The sequence below is a fragment of the Hydrogenophaga sp. 70-12 genome, assembly GCF_001897365.1.
Taxonomy (GTDB): Bacteria; Pseudomonadota; Gammaproteobacteria; order Burkholderiales; family Burkholderiaceae_C; genus Hydrogenophaga; species Hydrogenophaga borbori.
Map to the genome: position 1 here is coordinate 11,021 of NZ_MKSS01000076.1, position 25,273 is coordinate 36,293.

A 25,273-nucleotide genomic window follows, 5' to 3' on the forward strand; every position below is an offset into this window, starting at 1 on the left:
ATGCCTGTCCTCGACGCCGTCCAGCCCTTCACGGGCATCGCCAACGAGAACGAGTTCTACAGCCACCACTACCTGGCCGAGGTCTTCAAGGGTGACATCAAGGCCCGCCTCGACGCCTGGGAGGCCACCGAGTCCGAGCACCCCGGCGACGACGCCTTCCGCGCGCCTTACAAGCGCCTGCAAGGCTGGGCGCAGAAGTGGTTCAGCCTGCGTGGCCAGGTCGCGCGTGGGCACGACGACGCTGAGCGCTGGCAGCTGTTCACTCAGCTGCAAACTGGCCTGTTGCAGGCCCTCGGCTACGCCACGCCGCCCAAGGCGCCCGCGGTGCACGAGCTGGTGCCAGGCCTGCCCGTGCCGCTGTGGCAGCTGCAGCTGCCGCGCCTGGCCATCGTTCCGGCCTACCAGCCCGGTGCGGAGAACGAAGACCTGCTCGACCACCGCCTGCAAAGCCTGCACCTCGGCGGGCAGGCCGTGCCGCCCGCCATGCAGCGCGAGACCTGGGCCGAGCTGCTCTCCGACGCCGTCTTCGGCGCCGAGCAGCCCCCGCGCTACGTGCTGCTGCTCGGCCTGGACCACTGGCTGCTGCTGGACCGCTACAAGTGGCCCAACAACCGCGCGCTGCGCTTCGACTGGGCCGACATCCTCGACCGCAAGGACGCCGACACCCTCAAGGCCTGCGCCGCGCTGCTGCACAAGGACTGCCTGGCCCCGGGCGAAGGCAGCAGCCTGCTCGAGAGCCTGGACGAGAACGCGCACAAGCACGCCTTCGGCGTCAGCGAAGACCTGAAGTACGCGCTGCGTGAGGCCATCGAGCTGCTGGGCAACGAAGCCGCTCGCCAGCTCGACGAGCAGGCCAGCGGCAGCAAGAAGAGCGTCTACTCGGGCCAGTACAAGCTGGACCCGGCCCAGCTCAGCCTGGAATGCCTTCGCCTGGTGTACCGGCTGCTGTTCATGTTCTACATAGAGGCGCGGCCCGAACTGGGCTATGTGCCCATCGCCCGCAGCGAGGTCTACCTCAAAGGCTACAGCCTCGAGAGCCTGCGCGACCTGGAGCTGCAGCCCCTCAGCAGCCCGCAGGCCCGCGACGGCGGCTACTTCGACGCCACGCTGCGCCGCCTGTTCAAGCTGGTGGCCGAAGGCTGCGGGCTCGGCCCCGCTACGCAGCAGCTCAGCGAAACCGTCGCTGGCGCCAAGGAGGTGTTTGCGCTGGCCCCGCTGGACAGCCGCCTGTTCGACGACGCCGCGCTGCCGCTGCTGGCCAAGGTGCGCTTCCCCAACCACCTGTGGCAGCGCGTCATCAGGCTGATGTCTCTGTCGCGTGGCAACGGCCGTGGCCGGCGCAGTGGCCGCGTCAGCTACCAGCTGCTGTCCATCAACCAGTTGGGCGCTGTGTACGAGGCGCTGCTCAGCTACCGCGGCTTCTTCGCCGCCGACGACCTGTACGAGGTGAAGCCGGCGCCGAAGAAGGGGCGCGCGGCCGCGGCCGACGCCGATGAAGGCGACGACGACGATGGCCCCGACGACGAGGGCGACGAGGCCAAACCCGCCACATCAGGCCGCCGCGGTGGCGGCGCGCAGAACAGTGAAGCCGACAAGCTGGAGAACGCCTGGTTCGTGCCTGCCGGCCGCCTGGCCGAATACCGCGAGGACGAGCGCGTCTACGACATCGACGAAAACGGCCACCGCGCTTTGCGGAAGTACATCAAGGGCAGCTTCATCTACCGCCTGGCCGGGCGCGACCGGCAGAAGAGCGCCAGCTACTACACCCCGCAGGTGCTGACGCAGTGCCTGGTGAAGTACGCGCTGAAGGAGTTGCTGGCGCCCGAGAACGGCCGCGTGAAGAAGGCCGACGACATACTCACGCTCACCGTCTGCGAGCCGGCGATGGGCAGCGCTGCGTTCCTGAACGAAGCCGTCAACCAACTGGCTGACGCCTACCTCGAGCGCAAGCAGGCCGAAGAAGGGCGGCGCATCCCGCACGACGAGTACCCGCAGGAACTGCAGAAGGTGCGCATGGTGCTGGCCGACCGCAACGTGTTCGGCGTGGACCTGAACCCCGTGGCGGTGGAGTTAGCCGAGGTGTCGCTTTGGCTCAACGCCATCTACGGCGAGCCCACGCAGGACAGTCAAGGAAACCCGCTGCCGCTCCGGCCCGCCCGCGTGCCCTGGTTCGGCTACCAGCTCTTCGCCGGCAACAGTCTCATTGGCGCGCGCCGGCAGGTCTACCCCGCCACCAGCGTCGTCAGGGGCGCCAAGCCCGCCTGGCATGAGGAGCCGCCACGCCGCGTGACGGCGGATGCGCCGCTCGGCGCCAGCGACATCTGGCACTTCCTGCTGCCCGACCCGGGCATGGCTGACTATGCCGACAAGGATGCCAAGAAGCTCTACTCCGAGCACTTCGAGCGCCTGAAGGCTTGGCGCCGGGCCTTCAACGCCCCGCTGGCCAACCACGAGGTCGCCCGCCTGCAGCAGCTTAGTGCCAAAGTGCAGGAGCTGTGGCAAGAGCACACCCAGGCCTTGGCGCGTGACCGCGCCCGCACCGAGGACCCGCTGGATGTGTGGCCCCACCGCAAGGCCAAGGGCGGTGCGGACGCGGGCGACGAGCACGCGCCGCTGTCCCGTGCGCAGAAGGAGGCTATTCGCCGTCAGGGCCTGCTGAACGAAGACGGCGACCTCGCCACGCCCTTCCGCCGGCTGAAGCTGGTGATGGACTATTGGTGCGCGCTATGGTTCTGGCCCATCACCCAGAGCGAGCACCTGCCCAGCCGCGAGGCCTGGTGGCTGGAGGTGGGGGCCATTCTCGAAGGCAACGTGGTGGACATCGCACCGCAGTCGGCGCTGGACCTGCAGGTAACCAGCGACGAACCGCTAGTGCCGCTGGTGCCTGAGGTGCAGGCCACGTTCGCTGGCTTCGAGACCCAGCTGCCGTTGCAGCAAGCGGCGGAAGGGCCGCGGCTGCATGACCGCTTCGGCCAACTGCGAATCGGCAAGCTGCGCGACGCCTTTCCGCGCATCCCTGTAGTAGAAGCCATCGCGTCAAGGCGGCGGTTCATGCATTGGGAGCTTTGCTTTGCCGACGTACTGGTTACGCGCGGCGGGTTCGACTTGATTCTCGGCAATCCACCCTGGCTAAAGGTGGAGTGGAACGAAGGTGGCGTTCTAGGCGAGTACAACCCGTTGTTCGCGATACGCGGTTTCAGTGCTACCGAACTTGCAAATAGGCGTCGCGCGGCCTTTGAACAGTATCCGAGCCTTCAGGCGGCATGGACCGATGAGCTCCAAGAAGCGGAGGGCACTCAAAACTTCCTGAATGCGGTGCAGAACTCGCCGCTGCTCAAGGGCGTTCAGACCAACCTGTACAAGTGCTTTTTGCCCTTGGCCTGGGGTCTGAACGGTCTTCGGGGTGTGGGCGGTTTGCTGCATCCGGAGGGGCCATACGAGGACCCCCAAGGAGGGGGTATGCGCAGTGAGCTGTATCCACGGCTGCGGCGACGGTTTCAGTTTCAGAACGAACTCAAGCTTTTCCCTATTGGCCATAGAAACAAGTTCAGCGTGAACGTCTATGGCGCGCCAGGAACCGCTGTTCGTTTCGACCAGATTGCAAATCTCCTCACGCCGACAACCGTTGACAGCTGCTATCAGCACGATGGTACGGGGGAAGCGGGAGGTATCAAGACTCACGACGGCGAGTGGAATACGACTGGGCATAGCGACCGCATCGTGAAGGTGGACGCCAAGATGCTGGCAACACTTGCGCTGCTGTACGACCCTCCCGGCACACCACCGATGCATGCGCGCCTGCCTGCGTTGCACGCTGGCGCGCTGGCCAGCGTATTGAACAAACTTGCCGCTTGGCCGCGCCGTCTCGCGGACATCGGAGAAGACTACGTCTCCACCGAGATGTGGCACGAGACCATGCAGCAGCAGGACGGCACAGTTGCTCGCCGACCGACGAACGACGGCGGTTTTGCCACTTCGCCTGAAGGCTTGGTGCTATCCGGTCCACACTTCTTCGTAGCGAACCCGTTTCACCAAACACCGATGAGGGTCTGCAATACCCATCGGGCATACGAAAAGCCCGACCTGGAGACACTACCCGTCGACTACCTGCCGCGCTCCAACTACCAGCCCATGGCCGACAGGGTCGAGTACTTGAAGCGAACGCCGCGGGTGAGCTGGTCCGACGAGGCAGAGGCTGCGGCGCGACCGGTGACAGACTACTTCCGGCTCGTGTTTCGAGCCATGATTGGCTCGGCCTCAGAGAGAACGCTGACGGGAGCCGTAGCACCGCCTGGTTGCGCCCACATCCACGGCGTTCAGTCAGCGGTGTTTCGACGTTCGGCCGACTTGTGTGTCGCAGGAAGCATGACCAGTTCGCTTGTGGCGGACTGGTACATCAAGTCCATGGGGCGCAGCAACTTGCATGGAACTTGGCTCCAGTTGCCCTACGTCCAGTACTCGCCAGCAATGGCAGGCCGCTTCCTCGCTCTGAACTGTCTGACCACCCACTACGTACCTCTATGGGAGTCGGTCTACGACCTCGCTTTCGCCGAGCAACTGTGGAGCCAGCCCGGCAACCCACGCCTGCCGCAGGACTTCTGGAGCAACCTCACCGGTACATGGACGCGCCACTGCGCCTTGCGAAGCGACTATGCCCGTCGCATGGCGCTGCTGGAAATCGACGTGCTGGTGGCCCGGGCCTTGGGCCTGACGCTGGACGAACTGCTGCTCGTCTACCGCGTGCAGTTCCCCGTGATGCAGGGCTACGAGCGCGACACCTGGTACGACATTAACGGCCGCATCGTCTTCACCAACAGCAAGGGCCTGGTTGGCGTCGGCCTGCCGCGTAAGGGCGCTGCCAAGACACCCAAGACCCGCATCGCCCCGCCCAACGGCAAGTCGCGCGAAGGCAACTTCGGCTGGGAAGACCTGTGGGAATACGCCGCCACGCCTGAGGGCGGCCAGCCCAAGGTGCCCGACGGCACTGTCATCACCCAGTGGGTGACCGACGACACGCTGCCGGGTGGCCCGCGCACTGTAGAGCGCCGCTACGTCGCCCCCTTCGCCCGCGCGAACCGCGAGGACGACTACCGCATCGCGTGGGCGTTCTTCGAAGCGCAGCAGCAAGAGGCGGCCGCAGCATGAGCGGCTCCTACTTCGACCCGGACTGGACCGCCAAAGTCACCGTGCCCGTCAAGCGCGTGGGCGAGCGCTGGGAGTTCTTCTACGGCGGCGATGTGCCGGTGAAGGAAGGCACGCTGGGCGAGCTGACGGTCAACGCGGACCGCATCACCGACGAACGGTTCCGCCAGCGGGTCACGCAGGAGCTGACGGTCAAGATTCTCGAAGAGGGCACGGAGCTGCTGGTCGCACTCAGCGACCGCGAGACGAACGGCCGCCCCACCGGCGATTGGCCCGACCCGCGCCCGCTGAAGGTGCCGCCCGGCACCACGCGCTTCGTGCGCGTCTGGCTCGGCCCGGCCAGGAAGAAGGCCGACGAACCGACGCTCGACGCTGTGCCCGAACCGGGCGGCTTGTGGCTCAAGCTCAAGGGCCTCGAGCGCTGCGAGCTGCACGGCAGCACGGTGCGGATGCCTGCGGGTTTCGACCCACCGCACGCCATCAGCCTGAACCACGCCTTCACGAGGTTGTCGCAGGCCCACGAGAAGCACCGCATCTCGAACACCGGCAACGTCTACACCCGGGTCTTCTACCAAGACCGCGACAAGCGCTGGTACCCGTTGGACGACCTGCGAACAGGTGTGCAGGCCGAGGGCGAACGGCATTTGCTGAACGGGCTTTGGGCGCAGGTCGAGCAGGCCTTGGGGTGGAGGCCGGCGCCTCCGGCGCCCGAGCGCAAGCGCAAGAAGTGATGGGAGCGAACCGCATGCCGCTGCTGACCGAATCCCAGCTCCATGAGGCGATGCCGCGATGAACCCCGGTGACCGCGTCCGCCTCATCGACAACCCGAGTCGCATCGGCGTGCTGACCAGCGACCCGCCCACCGGCGAAGGGCGCCGCCTGCGGCTGGTGGTGGCGTTCCCGGATGGCGTCGAGCCCGTCCTGGCGAGCTCGCTCGAGCGCGTCGAGACCGAGACCACGGACCCCTACCTGCTGATGCAGCAGGGCCGCTATGGCGGGGCTTCGCATCTGCGGGGTGCCATCACGCTCGCCCGCTTGAGCGGCAAGCTGGCCAACCTGATTTACAGCCTCAATACGACGAACACGAAGTTCCTGCCCTACCAGTTCAAGCCGGTGCTGCAGTTCCTCGATTCGCCCAGCCGCGGCATCGTGATTGCAGACGAGGTGGGCCTGGGCAAGACCATCGAGGCGGGTTTGATTTGGACGGAGCTGCGGGCCCGGCAGGACGCGCGACGCCTCTTGGTGGTGTGCCCGGCCATGCTGAGGGAGAAGTGGTGCGCCGAGCTCTCCAACCGCTTCGGCGTCAAGGCGCAAATCGTCGATGCCGGGGAGCTACTCGACCACCTGGCCAAGGCAAAGGCTGACCGCACCGAGGAGTTCGCCCTGGTGGCGAGCATGCAGGGGATGCGGCCGCCGAGCGGTTGGAACTCGGAGCAATCACCGTCACAGAGCGCGGCGGCGAAGTTGGCGCGGTTTCTCCAGGAGGCGGGCGATGACGAGCCGCTGCTCGACCTGGTGGTGGTGGACGAGGCGCACTACCTGCGCAACAGGGACACGCAGACTCACCGGTTCGCCGCGCTGCTGCGACCGGTGACGGATGGACTGGCGCTGCTGTCAGCCACCCCCATCCAGATGCGGAGCACGGACCTCTTCAACCTGCTGCACCTGCTGGACGAAGACGCGTTCCCGATGGAGTGGACCTACGACCTCTCGGTGCAGGCGAATGCGCCCATCGTCGCGCTGCGGGACCGGCTGAAGCACGAGCCGCCCGTGACTCAGGAGGAGTTCAAGGCCGCGTTGCAAGAGGCCGTTGCTCTTCGATGGTTCGAGGACAGCGAGCAGGTCGAGCATCTGCTGAACAACCTGCCAACCGACGACGACCTGCGCACCGTGCGCACCCGGGCCGACTATGCCGAGTTGCTGGACCGCCTGAACCCTCGCGCGAAGGTCATCACGCGCACGCTCAAGCGCGACGTGGACGAGCTGCGGGTGACGCGCGAGCCGCGCACTTTGCGCGTGGCGATGAGCCAGGCCGAGCGGGCGTTCTATGACGGCGTCACGGAATCAGTTCGCGAGTACTGCGAGTCGTCGGACATGGCGGAGGGGTTCCTGCTGACCATCCCGCAACGGCAGATGTCCAGCTGCATGGCCGCGGCGTGCCAGGGCTGGCGGCGTCGCATGGACGAGCAGGCGTTCGAGACGCTGGAGACCGTGACCGAACTGGAGGGCGAATCGGTGGAGCAAGACCCGGCGCCTGCACCAAGCACGCAGCAGCGCTCCGGTGAGTTGATTGCCATCCTCACCTCGATAGCGCGGCGCTGCGGAGACTATGAGCAGCTGGCCGCTGAGGACAGCAAGTTCGACATGCTGTTGAAGAGCCTTAGGGGGTACTGGCAGGAGAACCCCGGCAAGAAGGTGGTGCTGTTCGCCTTCTACCGGAACACCTTGTACTACCTGGCGCGCCGGCTGACGGAGGCCGGTGTTCGGTCGCTGGTGCTCCACGGTGGCATGGAGAAGGTCGAGGTCTTGCGGTCGTTCGAGAACGATGACGAGGTGCCCATCCTGTTGTCGTCGGAGGTGGCGTCGGAAGGCGTCGACCTGCAGTTCTCGAGCTTGGTCGTGAACTACGACTTGCCATGGAATCCGGCGCGCATCGAGCAGCGGATTGGCCGTATCGACCGCATCGGGCAGACCGAAGCCAAGATTTTGATTTGGAACCTGGTGTACGAGGACACGCTCGATGAGCGGGTGTACGAGCGCCTGCTGGAACGCCTGAACATCTTCAGGCAGGCGCTGGGCAACATGGAGGAGCTGCTCGGCGCCGAGGTGCGGCGTCTCACCATTGACCTCTTGTCGCATCGCCGCACGCCGGAGGATGAACTGCGGCGCATCGGAGACGCTGCGCTGGCGCTGGAGAACCTTCGGCGCTCGGAGGAGCAGCTCAACGCACGGGCCGTGGAGCTGTTGGGCCACGGCGACTTCATCCAGAACAAGGCCAAGGCGGCCATGGACCTGGGCCGCTACATCCGCGGCGATGACCTGTACCACTTCGTCAAGGACTGCGTGGAGAGTGCGTTCCCGGGTTCGCGCGTCATCGTCAGCGACGAGCCGGTCCGCAAGGGCCGGGTCGAACTGTCGGTCGATGGACGAGTCGCGTTTGGCGCCTTCCTTGCCGAGGCCAAGCTGCTGGGACGAACCACCATCTTGGACAACCGGCCGAAGACGCTGTGGTTCGACAACCAGGCTGGCTCGGTGACGCGCGATGTGGAGAAGGTGACTCAGGACCATCCGCTGGTGCGCTTCGTGTCGGAGCAGCAGCGGGCGCGCAGCTTGCAGGAGGGCTACTTCCCTACCTCCGCCGTCGAGCTGTCGCAGAGTCGCGTCCCTGAGCTGGCCGGGGGCACGTATGTGTATGCCGTGCTTCGCTGGACGTTTTCCGGTCCGCGCGACGTCGAGCGCTTGGTGTACGAGGCGCGGGACCTGGCGACGGGGCAGGCGCTTGACCCCGATGCGGCGGAGGCTTTGGTGAATGCGGCCGCCATCCACGGTGTTGACTGGCAGGCGGCCGCGAAGAACGTGGTTGACCACGCGCAGGCAGCAGCGCTGCAGGATGATTGCCGCGCAAGCGTGGAGGAGCACTTCGACGCCAGCAAGTCGGCACAACTGCGCGAGAACCGAGACCGAGTCCGCGAGATGAACGCAGCGCTCGACGCAGACTTGAAGCGCCGACGGCGTGAGGCCGAGGAGCGCATTGCCCGCTACCAGTCCTCGACAAACCCCCGTCACAAGGGCCTGTTGGGCATGGAGCGAACGAAGCTGCGCCAGCTTGAGCAGAAGTACGAAGAGCGGAAGTTGGCCAATCGACAGCGGGAGGCGCTCGACCCGCGACAGAAGGATGTGTCGTCCGGCGTTATCCGGGTGTCCTGACTAACCAGCAAGGGGGAGGCAATGAACAACAGCAGAGGCCCAAGCAAGTCGCGCAAAGCCAGCCGCATGCGACAGGGCGACGGGTACCGGCTGAAGGAAGACCCGCTCCCATTGCCACGGGAAAAGTACGCGGAAATCTTTGCCATGGGCGGACGCAAAGCGCCGGCACCACCACCCCCACCACCGGCCGCGGTACGGCTGACGGTCTCGGACCGTCTCGGCCTGGGCTGGAAGCCTGACGACTCTGCTGTAGCCCAGCCGACGCCGCGAGACAGTGCGCTCGGAACGAGGCTTGCGCCTGCGAAGGCCGTGGCAGGGCCGACGAGGGAACTCGTAATGGGCCTCGACTTCGGGACCTCCTCGACAAAGGTCGTTGTTGCTGACAGGGCGATGAATGCAGCCTACGCCGTGCCGTTCATCGACTCCGTTGGCGTGAGCAGCTACCTGTTGCCGTCTGCCTTGGTCGAGTCCGGGGACGGCATGTATGCGCTTTCGGGGGAGGGGGAGCGACATGCAGACCTGAAGCTGGCGATGCTGGCGCGGCTGGACGATTCATCCAGTTGCGCAAGGGTGTGCGCGTTCTTGGCGCTAGTCATTCGAAGCGCACGGGCCTGGTTGTTCCAGGCCAAGCGAGAGCAGTACCTTCGCGCGGACATCCTGTGGACGCTGGCATTGGGGCAACCCGCCGACCACGCAGCGTCGGCAAGCTTCAGACGGCACTACGAGCAGCTGGCCAAGGTTGCGTGGTTCCTGGCGGGTAAGGCCGGGGCCGTTGGTGTGAGCGCGGCCGAGGCGGCTTGGGCACGGCGGGAGCAACTGGACGTGGGCGACGAGTTGGAAGTGCGGCCCATGGCCGAGCTCTCGGCCCAGGTGCATGGGTTTGTGAGTTCGTCGCACTTCGACGTGCGGCAACCCAACATCTATCTGCTTGTGGACGTAGGAGCGGGGACGGTCGATTCGTCCCTGTTTCACGTTCAGAAGGACCGCGGCGGGACTGTCTCGTTCTCATTCTTCACGCACACGGTCGAGCTGCTCGGAGCAGCGAACCTCAATCGGCGTCGGGTGGACTGGTGGCTTTCGCAGCTGGGCGCGGCTCGCGAAGCCCTGAATGCCTCCAATGCGAACACTGCCGCTCGGATACTGGTGCTGATGGATGAACTCGAGCGGCTCAGGGTCCCAACCGAATATCGAGGCCGCTATCCGGAGCATTACAGCAACTACGTCAAGGGCGTTGGAGTGACTCTCGAAGGGGGGGCTCTTTCGCCCGATGACCAGTTCCGATTTCAGGTGCGCGACCAGGTCGCTGGGCGCGTGCTCTACGGGGCGTGGAAGCAGAAGCTACTGACGCAGGACGATGTGAAGGACATGCCGTTTTTCCTATGCGGCGGTGGCGCCCGTCACTCTTTCTATGCGGCGCTCAAAACAACCCTTCAGAAGACTCCGAACTGCACATGGCTCAGCGCCAAGCCGCGCGAGCTTGCTTTGCCCACCAACATGGTGGCGCCCGGTGTGTCCAGCGCTGACTACGACCGCCTTTCAGTGGCGTACGGATTGAGCCAGCTGAACCTTGGCGCATTCGAAAGGGTCGCCGCGCTGAAGCCGGTGGTGACGGCGGAGAGACAGAACGATTTGACAACATCGCCAGTGGACAAGTCTGTCTGCTGACGGGGCAAACGGAACCGCAATGCTGCCTTCTCTTCTTGCTCGGGACATTCAGAATGGACTCAAGCAGTTCCTCGTCTCCGGCTTCGAGCCGACTGACGCCTTCATGCACGGCCTGATGAGCCGCTTCGCCGAGGACGAAGCATCCTGGCTCAAGGGGCCCTACGTTCAACTTGGGCTGCCTTTCGTGCAGGGCTCATCAGGCCGCAAGTTCTTCGGCACCTTCGAGACCGAGCATCCGGGCTACGACCACCAAGAACAAGCGTGGCGCCGACTGTCCAGCCAGCATCAGGCGGCTAGCACCTTGGTGGCCACCGGTACCGGCAGCGGCAAGACCGAGTGTTTTCTATTCCCGGTGATGGACCACTGCGCGCGCGAGCGGGCCGCGGGGAGGGCCGGCGTCAAGGCGCTGGTTATCTACCCGATGAACGCGCTGGCAACGGACCAGGCACGGCGGATTGCGAGTCTGGTGGCGCAGGTGCCGGCCTTTGCCGGGCTGCGAGTTGGCCTTTACGTGGGCGGTGTCGCGGGTAAACCGGGCGAGGGCATGGTGATGACACCCAATGGAGTCATCACCGACCGCGATACGCTGCGCAAGCACCCGCCCGACATCTTGCTCACCAACTACAAGATGTTGGACTACCTGATGTTGCGGCCCAAGGACCGCAAGCTCTGGGAGCACAACACGCCGACCACGCTGCGCTACCTCGTGGTCGACGAACTGCACACTTTCGATGGTGCCCAGGGCACCGACCTGGCCCTACTGCTGCGGCGCCTGAGGGCCCGCCTGAAGATTGAGCAGGACCACCTCATCTGTGCAGGTACGTCGGCGACGTTGGGGGGAAACTCCGACGCCGCACCGCTCCGTGAGTACGCGCGGCAGGTGTTCGGCACCGCGTTTGCGGCGGAATCCGTCGTCACCGAAAACCGCTTGTCCGTCGACGCCTTTCTCGGCGAAGCGACCGTGGACCACATGTTCATCTGGCGGCCGGAACTGGACGCTGTGCTGTCACCTCCGCAGTACAGCTCTCCGCAAGCGGCCGTGCTGGCCTGGTTCCGTGCCTTGTTCCCCGCGCTGCCTCAGCCTGCGGATGAGGCCGAGGTCGCGAGCAACGCTTGGCGCCAGGCCTTGGGCCAGCAGCTGAAGCATCACCAGCTCTTCGTGAACCTGCTGCGGCTGATGAAGGGCGGCGTGGTGGGCTATGCCGCGCTGGAGGACGCGTTCGCCCGCAACATGCCCACGGCCACCCGCGCGCAGGTGGCACGCGTGTTGGACGCCCTTATGGTGTTGGTGGCCTGGGCACTCCGGGACGGCCTGCAGTCGCTCGTGACGCTGCGGGTACAGCTCTGGGTGCGTGAGTTGCGGCGAATGGTGGGCAAGCTGGCTGTGGACCCGCACGACGTGCGCCTGCGCAGCGAGCGTGACCTGCCGGGTGGGCGCGACGGCGTCTATCTCCCGATGGTTCAGTGCAGTCAGTGCCGCACCACGGGGTGGTTGTCGCGTCTGGTACCGGGCAGCAACAAGCTGTCGACGCAGCTCGACGAGATATACAACACGTGGTTCTCGCGTCGGCCCGAGGCTGCACGGCTCTATGCCGACCGAAGTGTCGGGCGTCCGCACGTCGATGGTGTCCAGCAGCATGTGTGTGTGGCCTGCGGCAACGTTCAACCGGGCGACGGGGCTTGCCTTGCCTGTGGGCACCAAGAGCTGCTGCCCATCTTTCGGGTGACGGCCCAGCGCACACAGGTGGTGGGGACAGCCCAATACACGCGTCACGATGACGCCTGCCCAAGTTGCGGAGCGCGCGACGAACTGCTGCTGCTTGGCGCACGCAACGCCACGCTGGGCTCGCAAATCGTCGAGGCGAGCTGGGCCAGCGTGTTCAACGATGACAAGAAACTAATTGCCTTCTCGGACTCCGTGCAGGACTCGGCGCACCGGGCTGGGTTCTTCGGTGCCCGCACTTGGCTGAACAACGTGCGCACGGCCTGGGCCCATGTGTTGGACGAACTGCAGGTGGGCAGCATGCCGTGGGCCCAGTTCCTGGCCCTGGCGGAGAAGCGCTTCGACGAAGCGGGCTCGGTGCTGCACATGCCACCCGAGACGCTGGTGGCGGAGTTCCTGGCGCCCAACATGACTTGGCAGCACGATTGGTCGGTCGAAATGCTGAAAAACGGTCAGCTACCCACCAGCACGCGGTTGCCAGGAAAGGTGAGGAAACGCCTGTTGTGGCAGCTGTTCAGCGACCTCACGTACCAGAGCCAACGCGGGCGTACGCTGGAGCGTGTTGGCAAGGCGACGTTGAGTGTGCCCTGGCAGCGTGTGCAGGAGGTGGCTACGCAGCTGTTGCCCGTGTTCCGCGAGCAGTTCGGGGCCCAGGGGGTGGAGCTTCCTTTGTTGACGCAGTGGCTGTGGGGCACTCTGCTGCACATGCGCCGACGCGGTGGGGTGATGCACCCCGAGATGACGCTCTACGCAGGCGATGGCAACGTGTGGATGCTATCCAAGGGTGCTGGTCGCGCGGAGTGGATGCCCAAGATGGGCGACTACGGCCCGCGGCCAGTTTTGCTGACGTTGGGCAAGCAGCGTGACTTCGACAGGCTAAGCGGCACCAGTCGGCCGACTTGGTACGACCGCTGGGCTGCCGCGGCGCTGAACCCGCAGATGCTGTTGACCACGGGTATGGCGCCCGACCTCTATCGCGCAGCGTTCGACGCTCTGTTGGCCGAGGGCATCTTGCTGAAGACATCGCATCACCAGGGCGACACGCTGGCCATCAATCCGGAGGCGCTGCAGCTCGACACCGAAGTGGCGTTCATAGCCACTACGGGCAGCAAGCGGCGCCTGGCGGTGCCACGGCAGGACGCCGAATTCCTCTTGGGCATGCCGTGCCTCGACGCCGTCGAGTCACAGTACGAGCAACTCATCCCCCAAGCCGCGGATTGGTGGGCGCACCGGTTCAGTGAGGGTGACCTGCGTCGAGTGATTGCCGCTGAGCACACGGGTCTACTGGAGCGCCAGGAGCGCGAGGCGCTGGAGCAGCGCTTCAAGGACAAAAAGCCCAGGCCTTGGTACGAGAACCTGCTGTCCGCCACGCCCACGCTCGAGATGGGTGTGGACATCGGCGACCTGTCGTCTGTTCTGTTGTGCTCTGTGCCACCGAACCAGGCCAGCTTCCTGCAACGCGTGGGTCGTGCCGGTCGGCGTGACGGCAATGCAATGACAACCACGCTGGCTGACGGCAACAGCCCGCACGACCTGTACTTCTTCGCCGAGACCGAGGAGATGATTGCGGGCGAGGTGGCGCCGCCCGGCGTCTTCCTGCAGGCGGCGGAGGTGTTGCGGCGCCAATTGTTTGCGTTCTGCATGGACGACTGGGTCTCGAGCCTGCCCACCGCCACGGCCTTGCCCGAGAAGACTTCGCAGGCGCTCGACGCGATGGAGCAGACCAAGCTCGACCGTTTCCCCTACATCTACTGTGACCACGTGCTGAAACACGAGCAGCGGCTGTTCGATGGCTTCATGGCTCTGCTCGGCAAGGATGTGGACGATGTCGTCCGCGGGCGCTTGTGGGACTTCATGCAGGGGCAGGGCGAGTCCGACGGCTTGCGCACGCGGCTGATGAAGGCGCTGGAGGAGTTGGTCGAAGAGCGGCGAACCTACAAGAAGCGCAAGGACGAACTCGACAAGGCCAAGAGCAAGGCCCAGCAGAAGCCCCAGGACGAAGCGACCCAGCACGAAATCGACAGCCTGCTGCGCGAGCGCGACAAGATGCTCGAGCTCATCAAAGAAATCAACGGCCGCGACCTGTTGAACACGCTGACCGACGCCGGGCTGATACCGAACTACGCGTTCCCGGAATCGGGCATCCAGCTGAAATCGGTGCTGTGGCGCAAGCGCGGCGCCGACGAACCCGGCCAGGGCGCGTACGTGTCGCTGGCCACGCAGAAGTACGAGCGACCGGCGCAGTCGGCATTGTCGGAGTTCGCGCCGGAGAACCGCTTCTACGCCAACCAGCGGCGGGTAGAGGTCGACCAGATAAACATGAATCTGGCCAAGACCGAGGACTGGCGCTTCTGCCCCAGCTGCCACCACATGCAGAACCTGGTCGTCGAGCCGGACGTGCACACAACCTGTCCGAACTGCGGAGACCCCATGTGGTCCGACGGCGGGCAGAAGCACACGCTGTTGCGGTTCCGTCAGGCAATTGCCAACAGCAACGACTCCGACGTTCGCATCGATGACAGCTCGGAAGACCGCGAGCCGAAATACTACGTTCGCCAACTGATGGCGGACTTCCAACCTTCGGCTATCCGCGAGGCCTGGCAGGTTCCCACGGGCGGCACGCCCTTTGGCTTCGAGTTCATCTCGCGCGTGACCTTTCGCGACGTCAACTTCGGCGAGCTGGCCAAGCCTGGTGACGCCTTCAAGGTGGCCGACAAAGAGGCTCAACGACCCGGATTCCGCCTGTGCAAGCACTGCGGCAAGGTGCAAAAGCCGCCGCGTCGCGGCGCTCAGGCTGCCGAGCAGAACCATAGCTTCGACTGCCCGAAGCATGGGAGCGACGACCCGGCCAACCTATTGGACTGCCTGTATCTCTACCGTGAGTTTGAGTCGGAGGCACTGCGTATCCTGGTGCCCTACACGAAGACCGGCGTCGACGAGCACGTGGTGCAATCGTTCATGGCCGCCGTGCAACTGGGCCTGAAGCGCCGCTTCGGCGGCAAGGTCGACCATCTGCGCATGGTATTGCAGGACGGGCCCGGCAAGGACGGCGGGCCGCGGAAGCACTATGTGATGCTGTACGACTCGGTGCCCGGTGGTACCGGCTACCTGCATCAGCTGCTGACGCAGGACGCCAAGACGCTTGGCGACGTCCTGCGCCTTGCACTTGACGGGCTAACCTCGTGTTCATGCAACGACGACCCGGAAAAGGACGGCTGCTACCGCTGCCTGTACCAATACCGCTTGGGCCGCAGCATGGAGCTGGTGTCACGCGACAACGCGAAAGCCGTGCTCTCCGAGCTGGTCGGCTCGCTGGGCTCGCTGGAGCGTGTGAGGACCATCTCGGACATCTACATCAACCCGAACTTCGACTCGGTGCTCGAGGCGCGCTTCATCGAGAGCCTGAAGAAGCTCAGCGGGGTTGGCGGCCTGCCGACCGTCAAGTTGATTCAGGACGTCGTGAACGGCAAGTCGGGCTACGTTCTCGAGGTAGGGGGCCAGCGCTACCGCATCGAACCACAGGCCGTGCTGAACGGCGACGTGGGTGTCCAGGTGCCTAGCCAGCCCGACTTCGTGGTTTGGCCCTGGGCCAGTGGCTCGAAGCGGCGGCCAGTCGCCGTCTTCTGTGACGGCTGGGCCTATCACAAGGACTCTTTACGACAGGACGCCCTGAAGCGCAGCGCCATCCTGGCAAGCGGCGGATACTGGGTCTGGTCTGTGACGCATCAGGACGTTGCGGCGGCCCTGAACGGTAGTCTGGAGACCGACCTGGAGTCTCCGCTGGCGGCGATGTCGCGCCATGACGGGTCAAAGGCCCCACCGGCGGCGCCACGGGCGCAGGAGAAGGCCTTTACGCTGCACGCTGTGGCCAGGTTGCTTCAGTGGCTTGCGACCAGCGCCGAAGGTGTCGGAGAAGACTCTGCGGTGGAGGCCATGCAGCGCAATGCTGCTTGGGCTGCGTTCCTGATGGTCCCCTCTACGCAGGAGGACAAGGCCAAGTGCGACGCACAGCGAGCGCAATGGCTGCCCCGGCTCCCGCTCTTCATCCGAGAACCGGGACCACGGTTTGCCCCGGCGATGTCCCGCCCCAACGGCCCCGTCAACTATGTGGGTGGGTGGCCACTCGCATTGGTGCAAGGGCTTCCTGCGGGCGGAGCTTGGACGGCGCCGGGAGCTGTCGTACTCGACGAGACTGATGCGCCCGATGACGAGGCGCTGCACCAAGGGTGGCGTCGCTGGCTTCAACTGTCAAACACAGCTCAATTTCTGCCAGGCACTCTGCTGGTCACGGCCTCTGGGTTGGACGGACATGACTACGAGCTGCTGGCTGCGCTGGGCAGTGCATCCGTCGAACCGGCCAAGCCTGATGCGCATGCCGCCCTGACTGGAGCGTGGCAACAAGTGGTGGACCAGTGCGTGGGCGCCCTCGTCGAGGGCCTGAAGGCTTTGGCGAGCGCTGGTGCGCCACTACCGGAGGTGGGAATGGAACTCGCCAACGAGAAGGGGCTGGTGCTGGCCGACGCCGAGCTCACGTGGACGGCCGCGAAGCTGGCCGTGCTGCGTGCTGACCAGGAGGACCTGGCCGATGCGTGGAAGGCTGCAGACTGGAGCGTGGAGCTGCTTGATGATTCGGGTGCATCCATTCAGGACACGCCATGGCATGTGCTCATCGCGGAGCGACTGGGCCTGAGGCTTGAGAAGAAAGAGGAGTAGTCGCATGAGTCTGAAACCCAAGGTGGCACTGTCGCAGGACTTTCTGCTGCAGCTTGCGAAACTGCCGGTCAGCGTGCAGTCGAAAGTGATGAAGTGGGCCATCCAGTTCCAGTCGGACCCCATGAGCCCAGGTATCAACTACGAAAACATCAATGGTGCGCGTGACTCGAATCTGAAGTCCGTTCGACTCGACAGAGACTGGCGTGGCATCGTCTTCAAGCCCAGCAGCGGTGACGTCTACGTGTTGCTGTACGTCGACCACCATGATGCGGCCTACCGCTGGGCCGAGAACCGCAAGCTCGCCATCAATCCGGTGACGGGCGCTATGCAGCTCGTGGTGTTCGAAAGCGTGACCCTGGAAGTTCCAGTTGCTCAACGGTCTTCCTTCGCCGAGGACACAGCCGCAGGCGACCAGACCTCCGCCAAGCCGTTTTTTGCGTCGCTGGGTGACCGCGAACTCCTGAGCTTGGGCGTGCCTGAGGAGTTGCTCGCTACGGTAAGAACGATTGCATCGGACGAGCAACTCGACGCTATGCAGGCAAAACTGCCCGTGGAGGCCTACGAGGGTTTGTTCCTGGTCGCCGCGGGCGACACGGTCAGCCAGGTGCTGGCAGCGCGCGAAACGCGCGTGGACAAAGTGGTCGACACGGCCGACTTCGCCGCGGCGCTCACGACGCCGGAGTCACAGTCGCGCTTTGTCATTGTCGACAATGACGAGGCGATGATGGCCATCATGAACGCTCCGTTGGCGCAGTGGCGGGTTTTCCTGCACCCTACGCAGCATAAGCTGGCGACTGGCGACCGCAGTGGGGCGGTGCGCGTGCTGGGTGGTGCGGGCACGGGCAAGACCGTGCTGGCCATGCATCGAGCCAAGTGGCTGGCAGAGAACCGGACTCCGGCCGGCAAGAAGGTGCTCTTCACCACGTTCACGCGCAACCTCGCCACCGATATCGAGCAGAACCTGAAGACCTTGTGCGGTGCCAGCACGCTCGCCAAGCTGGAGGTCAGAAACTTGGATGCTTGGGTGCATGGGTTCATGCGCGCCCAGAAGCTCGAGCATCGCATCGTCTATGACCGCAAGCAGGAAGGCGCAGCCCAAGCGTGGCAAGCCGCCATGGCTGCTCGGGACACCAAGCTGGACCTTCCTGACAGCTTCTATGAGCAGGAACTCGAGCAAGTCATCCTGGCGCAGGGCATCACGACGCTCGACGAATATCGGGTCGCCCGACGCATCGGGCGCGCTGGTGTGCTCAGCCGTTCTAAGCGGGATGCTGTCTGGCCGGTGTTCGAGGAATACAGAGGCCAGCTTGCCTCGCGCAAGCTGAAGGAAGTGGACGATGCCTACCGAGAGGTTGCAACGATGCTGGGGGCTCGACCGGGAGACGGGGAGTACAGCGCCATCGTCGTCGATGAGACGCAGGATTTCGGACCCCAGGCGCTCAAGCTCCTTCGAGCCATGGCTCCTTCAGGGACGAACGACCTGTTTTTCGTTGGCGACGGCCATCAACGGATTTACAGCCGGCACCGGGCTGCGATGAGCAAATGCGGTATCGACATCCGTGGGCGTTCGCGCAAGCTCTACCTGAACTACCGGACGACCGATGAGATTCGGCGGCAGGCGGTGGCCTTGCTCGAAGGTTGCGAGGTCGATGACCTTGACGACGGTCTGGACGAAGTTAAGCGGTACAAGTCCCTTTCGCATGGGCCAGCTCCAAGCGTATTCATCGCACATGGAATGGAAGGGGCTTGCGGACAAGTTCTCCAGTTCGTACAAACGTTTCTTGGCGAAGTTGGCGAAAGCGGTTCGCCGTCTGTTTGCGTCATTGCCGCCAGCGAGAAAGCGCGCAATACCCTTGCTAGCCATGTACAGGCTGCCGGACTTACTTGTGTAACTGTGACGGCAGCGACCAATCATCCTGATGCTCAAGGTGCAGTGCATTTCTCCACCATGCACCGAGCAAAGGGGTTGGAGTTCGACGCAGTCGCTGTGGTTGCGCCTGATGCGTTCTTTGGCCCGCCCGACGAAAGCAGTGGCCAGCGCAGACTCATGTATGTGGCGCTGACCCGAGCGAAGCGAGCGGCAGCCTTGATTCGCATTAAATAGAGCCTTGGTAAACGAGTCGCATGCAGCGGTTCATTGATGCAAAGCAGATGAAAGATGGACCAGGAGAATCGCCCGTGGGTGCGAACAATGGTCAAAGAAGCCGTTCAATGACTGGGCGGAGAACGCTCGTAAGAACGGGCTGGAGGAGAGGGCAGTGCTTGAAGTCGCTAACTCAGCAGGGGGAACACCGGCAGCCCTCGACCACATTACCGAGCACCTTTGCTCGAAGGTTAGGGTGTTTCTGACCGAGGTCGCCGAAGGAGTCTCCAACTACCGAAGCATGCACAACCTGACCGAGCAGGTTGAGCATCAGTATCACGGTCGCTTTCTCATTGAACTCATTCAGAACGCCCACGACGCCTTGGGTGAGGGACTGGGAGGCGGAAGAATCCATATTCGGCTGGAACAAGGCGACTCTGAACATGGCACCCTGCTTGTCGCCAACGACGGGGAGCCCTTCAGTCTGTCGAATTTCGAGAGAATTTCGGCGCTTGGACAAAGCGACAAGGACCCGCAAAAGAGTATTGGAAACAAGGGAATCGGCTTTCGGAGCGTTCTGGAGGTGACGGACTCCCCGGAAATCTACTCGCGCCGAAGCGCCGCTAGCCCGTTCTTGGACGGCTACTGCTTTGCCTTTCGACCCTCAACTGTCGCGTCATTGGTCGAACCGATGACCGACCTTGCCTTTGGCGAAGACGTTCCAATCTGGAAAACGTCTGGCATGCCGTTGGTTCAGCATTGGTCTTCCGAGATGCTCGCCCAATACCGCACTCGCGTGGCGACGATGGGTCGTGAGCGATTGGCGCAAGAGGTGGGTTACCTCTCTCCCTATCTTCTTCCCATCGCGGTCAAGGGTCGAGATAGCGCTGCCCTTCAGGAGCTGGAGCGAGCAGGGTTTGCGACAGTGGTCCGCCTCCCGCTGAAATCGGCACAAGCGGCAAAGAAGGTGCAGCAGCAGATGGCATCCTTGGAGCCATCCACCTGTCTGTTCCTATGGCACCTGCGTGAACTAAGGATTCAGCACGGTGCAGTCGGGCAACGAACATTTCACCGCACCGTTACTCAAGCCGCCAATGGAGCGACGCACGTCGCGCTGTCGGCACCCAGCGGCGCCCGACGCGACTACTGTCTATGGCGTACGAATGTTCGCATTGCTGATGCGCCTGAGCCGGTCAGAGCCGCAGTGAAGGCGCTGCCAGGGCGATGGCCTGAGATGCATGACGCGGAGGTGAGCATCGCCATACCCATCGATGGTGAGCGCGATGCAGGACGCTTCAGCATCTATCTGCCCACGCGCGAGACGACTGGTAGCGCTGTGCACGTGAATGCGCCTTTCTATGGCGACATGAGCCGCACGTCGATAGCGTTCGATAATGCGTACAACCGTCATCTCGTGGATATGGCGGTGGACCTCGCCGTGAGCGCCGCACTGGCTCAGACGGCCGTACCCACAGCGGATTCAGGCCGCGCAGTGCTCGACCTTCTGTGCCCTCTCGCAAAGGACGGGCCCGGTGAGGCCTGGTTCGAGCATATGGCACAGGCCATCTCCCGGGCAGGGGTCGATTTGAGCTCGACACCACTTGTGTTGACCGAACGGGGCTGGACAGCGCTACGCGGTGCATACCAAGTCCCAGACCTTGTGGCTTGCAGGTTCTTCACGGAGGAATTGGTAAGACGCTATTCACCGGTTTCGCTTCTGCACCCTGAAGTCTCCCGCGCTCGGGCGAAGCAGTTTGTGCTTCTGAAAGAGCAGTTCTTTGGCCCGGGCACTGCCCGGATGCCCACGAAAGCGGTCGCTGAACTGGCTGCGTCGATTGCGGAAGGGCTTCGCCAAGAAGGTGCAGACTGGAATGGATACTGGCGAGATGTGGTTACGCTGTTGCCAAACGGCCAGCGCGAACTTGCCAAGTTCAAAGTGCTGCTCGGCGCCGATGGTGAGCTGCACCAAGTCGATGGTGGCGCCAAGGTGTTCTTCCTGCCTCGCAACGGAACACCCGATGCTTTGGACGTAGAGACGGACGGCGCCACCAATGAGGTGCCGGTCACGCTGAGGACGAGCGTTGCGTTCCTAAGTGACCGAATCGAGCTGTACGACGCGAAGCGAGGCAACTCGCAGAACGCCGTGCGCGAATACCTCGGAGGACAAGGCTTTGTCACGCCGTTTCGCGTGGACACCATCTTCACGGACATCCTGAGAAGGCTCACGCCGCCACTGCCTGTGCCGCACGGAAGCTCGCATGCTGTCCAGTGCCGAGACATCTTTTCCTGGGGGATGCGTCTGATGCGCAACCTCGTGGCGCGAGGCCGCGGCGCACCGGAAACGTTCAAACTGCTGCGTGACTTGCCGGCGCCCTGCCGCGGCGGCTGGTACAAGCTCAAAGACACCATGTTCGGTGCTGGATGGTCGGACCCAGGCGGCGACATGCTCGAGCACTATCTTGGCTCGCTGACATCGGCACTTGGAAAAACCGCCTATGCCAAACTGCTTCTGCCTTTGGATGACGCTGTCTTTGGCGACCTAGGGGCGGCCGCGGACAAGAATCTCCTGTTGCAAGGTGGGGCATCTGATTTTCTCAATCTGCATGAACTCTCGCCAGCAGACTGGAGCAGCTCGTTTCAGTGCGCATCCGTGCTGAACCTCCCTTCCGCTGTGCCCCCCGGCTTCCCGGTTCGATTGTGGGATGAGGTGGTCGTGGCGAGCGGCAAGGCGCATCTGCCTTTTTCCGGCACGTTCCAGTATCGCGTTGGGGCGATGTGGACCTTCGCCGGTCTTGATGAGTATGAGGCGCTCAGCGAGCAGCAGCGCAAGGAGCTCTCGGCGTTGGTGCTCCGAGCATTGCCAAACTGGGGAGCGGTCAAGTGGAATACTGGCCTTGTGTCAAAAGTGGGCGGGTGGTCGGGGAGGGTTGACTTCGAGCCCCCACTGTCGGTCTTTCTGCGCACTTGGCCATGGCTGGCAATCGAGGACGACCGTCTCACCTGGAATCGCCCGGCCGAACGGTGGTTTGTTCCCGCCGACACGCTAGCGAGCCGGGCCAGACACTACGCGCACCTTCGTGCCGTGCCGGCTGCCTCCGCTGCGCTGATGGCGGCGCGCCCTGGTCTGGTCGAGGAATTGCGCCTATTGGGCATGAACGTGTTCAATGGTCGCGAAGAGACGGCAAGCACGGTACTGCTGGAGGCGCTCACTGCCTCGATTGGCTCCGATGCCGTGGCCGACGCGAACGTGCTTCTTGGTCAGCTGCGCGACGGCTGGGAACTGTTCCGTCCGGGTGCAACCTCGACACGGTTGAAGTACGTTCCTATCAGAACCCGCGAGGGGGGGCTCCAGCGCGTTCGACCGAGCGAAGAAGAACCGGTCGTTCTGCCTGACCAAGCCACGCTTGCCGGAGTTCTCGAGGAACTCGGCATTCCTGTGCTCGCGATGTTACCGAGAGCCGCCCAGCGACTTCGCGACTGGTTCCGTGACAACTATGAGGAAACGGTGCAGTTCGCCTCAGAAATGTCGGTTGTCCCGACCGTAGCAGGGGAGCCGTGGGTTGCGGGAAGGACCGAGTTGCTGTCGAATAGTGAGCTGTCGTGGCTCGTCACGCCACTACTGGTGCTTGTCAGCCAAGGGCGTCCGGTTCACGCGACGGCATTTCGCGAGCGACAAGAGACTCTCGTCTCTGCGAGGCTGGCTTGGGTAGCCGGGCTGGAGCTCTCAATATTGAGACCAGGCCGCGAGCCCCTCTCAAAACGAGTTCCGAGCCTATGGCATGCCGAGTCGGGCACGCTACTCATCGACAACGCGTGCAAGACGCAGCTGGGTGAGATGAGCCCTGCGCTCGCACATGCGCTCGAGCGGGAGGACCTCCAGCTCTCGATTCGCTTCGTGTTGAGTACGCTGGGCAAACTCCCGGACGAACAGCCTGACATCTTCAATCTGCTTCGACCTCTCGGAACCATAGGCGAAGAAGAAATCCGCCACATCGTGGAGCACCTTCGCGGCGATGTTGGATATGTGGTCCGATACGCAAGAGTGCTCGCGCGAGCTGCCGGTCCGAATCAGGATGTCACGGACGTTGAGGCCGCAGCGTCGGAGGAGCAACTTCGGACAGCAATGCAGCAGCGAGGGCTCGACGCGCTGCAATGCGCAGAGCTTGTCTCGCTAGCGCGCGAGACCAACGACATGTTCGAGTTCGGCGCCGCTCTCGCGGAACGCTGGGCCTCATTTCCGTCGCTTGCACGATGGAACGAGACTCTCAGCTCATTCCAGCTGCCGCGCGTAGCGAACAAGGCGTGGCGCTCACAGTTCGGTGCCGTCCTCGAAGAACTCGCTTGGATTTCAAAGAGAGTCGTGCGTCATGTTATTGCTTCCGACGAGAACCCCGGCGGGACCTACGCCGCTCTTTGTTACGCGTATGCGACCCTTGCGCAAACGCAGGCACTCGAGGAAGCGGGCTGGCGAATCACGTTCTCCGATGTTGCTGATGTCCTGGGACGTCTGTTTGGCGGTTGGCTCGCGGACTCCGGGTTGGCCGGCATGCTTGCCCGCACGCAAGACGCGGACGAGTTCGCCTCGTGCCTGCAGCAGGTGGGAGTTGACCTGGAGGTTGACCCTGATGAGCTGGGTCGTTCGAATGCAGCGCTTGCTCAGAGTGCCGCAAAGCAGCTTGACCGAATCAGGCTCGCGTGGTTGCTGAAAGGTGCTACGGGCTCGCTTGAATGGGAGAGCTGCGTGGAGCGCGTGCTACAAGGCGTTAGTTGGGAACTCACTACCCGCGCCTTCGTTGCGCAGTGGAGCCCGGAGCACGTGTTCGCGTTGCTCAGGGAATCCTTTTCGGCGGTCTTTCCTGCCGGCGATGCGTTCGCCATCGCATTGTCGAGTGTGAGCTCGTTCGAGGACCTTCGTTCAGGTCTGCAGGTGACGGACCAGGAACTCGAGGAATCTGAAGCCAGGCTGAGCTCCGTGCGAGAGGCCGCAGCCAGACGTCAGAATGTCATCGAGGTTTGCGGCAAGGAGTTCGATGCGTCAGCAGGCAACCTGAAGAACCTCTGGAACCTTCTGACGACCGCACTCCCAGACTCAGCACTTTCTTCGGGCTCGCCGCTCAACCTGGAGGAAACAGCATCACTGGAAAAGCCGCGAGCGAAGTCGCCGGTGGCTCGGGACAAAGTGCCCACTGCCGCCAAGCGTCCCCGTCGACTGCCGAAGTCTGTCGAAGAGACCATCGGTCTGGCGGGAGAGATATTCGTGTTCCGTATGCTCCGGCAGCGCTATGGAGAGCAGGCGGTGACGGCGTCGGCTTGGATTTCAGAGAACAGCCGGTATGTCTATGAGGAAAACCTGGCAGAGGATGGGTTTGGCTGCGACTTCAGGTTTGTCGTCAACGGCCGGCAGTATCGGGTGGAGGTCAAAGCGACGCAGGGTGATGGTGACGTCTTTAGTCTGGGGTCTTCGGAAATCGCGCTGGCAATGGACATCGCAGGCAAGACAAAGCGCCGCAAGGAGACGTTCCTGATAGTGCACGTCAAGGAGGTCCTCAGCACTTCGCCCAGGGCTGTGGTCCTGCCGAACCCGTATGACCCGGCGAGCGAGGGCCTGTTCCGAATCGAGGAGGCGGAGGCTCGCGTCAGCTACCGTTCTCGCGAAACCCTGGTTTAGGGTGCTAGCGGAGACCGCCGCCGGCTATCACTTCTCGAGAGGAATTGCGAGTACGGATGCGATGAAGCAGATGGCCACTGAAGTGAAACACCCCCTGCGCGCCTTCGGCGCTCCCCCCTGGAAGGGGGGCGACACCTCGGGCCGGCGCAGCCGGACCCTTGGTGCCCCTGGTGGGGGTTGTTTCATGCGTCGCGGGTCACGCTTCGACGCGGTGAAAAACTGATACGGCGAAGGCACCAAGCACCACGTTTCCCGCAGATTCCTCGTCAGTCAGGAGCCGACGGATTCCCAAGAGCGCCGACGCACTCCGAATCCAAACACTAAAGGCCACTAAAGCGTCTAAAATTGCGGC

7 protein-coding genes are annotated in these 25,273 nt (G+C 63.7%); all 7 read left to right on the forward strand.

The features are described 5' to 3' along the window. Entirely contained in the window at positions 1–5,145 is a 5,145-nt protein-coding gene (locus BGO22_RS04890; RefSeq protein ID WP_286849438.1) for a DNA methyltransferase family protein, read from the forward strand. Further along, complete coding sequence (locus tag BGO22_RS04895) at positions 5,142–5,873, forward strand: hypothetical protein (RefSeq protein ID WP_286849440.1); 732 nt, start codon at positions 5,142–5,144, stop codon at positions 5,871–5,873. Before BGO22_RS04890 ends, BGO22_RS04895 begins: the two co-directional genes overlap by 4 nt. A gap of 58 nt (positions 5,874–5,931) precedes the next feature. Next, a complete protein-coding gene (locus BGO22_RS04900; protein WP_286849441.1) occupies positions 5,932–9,069 on the forward strand; it encodes a helicase-related protein in 3,138 nt (1,045 codons plus the stop codon). Positions 9,070–9,405: 336 nt separating this feature from the next. Then, the gene (locus tag BGO22_RS04905; protein ID WP_286849443.1) at positions 9,406–10,734 is read left to right on the forward strand and encodes a hypothetical protein; all 1,329 of its coding nucleotides are present in this window, start codon (positions 9,406–9,408) and stop codon (positions 10,732–10,734) included. A 19-nt stretch (positions 10,735–10,753) separates the two neighbouring features. Further along, the gene (locus BGO22_RS04910) at positions 10,754–17,170 is read left to right on the forward strand and encodes a DEAD/DEAH box helicase (protein ID WP_286849445.1); all 6,417 of its coding nucleotides are present in this window, start codon (positions 10,754–10,756) and stop codon (positions 17,168–17,170) included. Between the two features lie 4 nt (positions 17,171–17,174). Then, a complete protein-coding gene (locus BGO22_RS04915; protein WP_286849446.1) occupies positions 17,175–19,274 on the forward strand; it encodes a UvrD-helicase domain-containing protein in 2,100 nt (699 codons plus the stop codon). Positions 19,275–19,554: 280 nt separating this feature from the next. After that, a complete protein-coding gene (locus BGO22_RS04920) occupies positions 19,555–24,921 on the forward strand; it encodes a sacsin N-terminal ATP-binding-like domain-containing protein (RefSeq protein ID WP_286849447.1) in 5,367 nt (1,788 codons plus the stop codon). Positions 24,922–25,273: the final 352 nt, after the last annotated feature.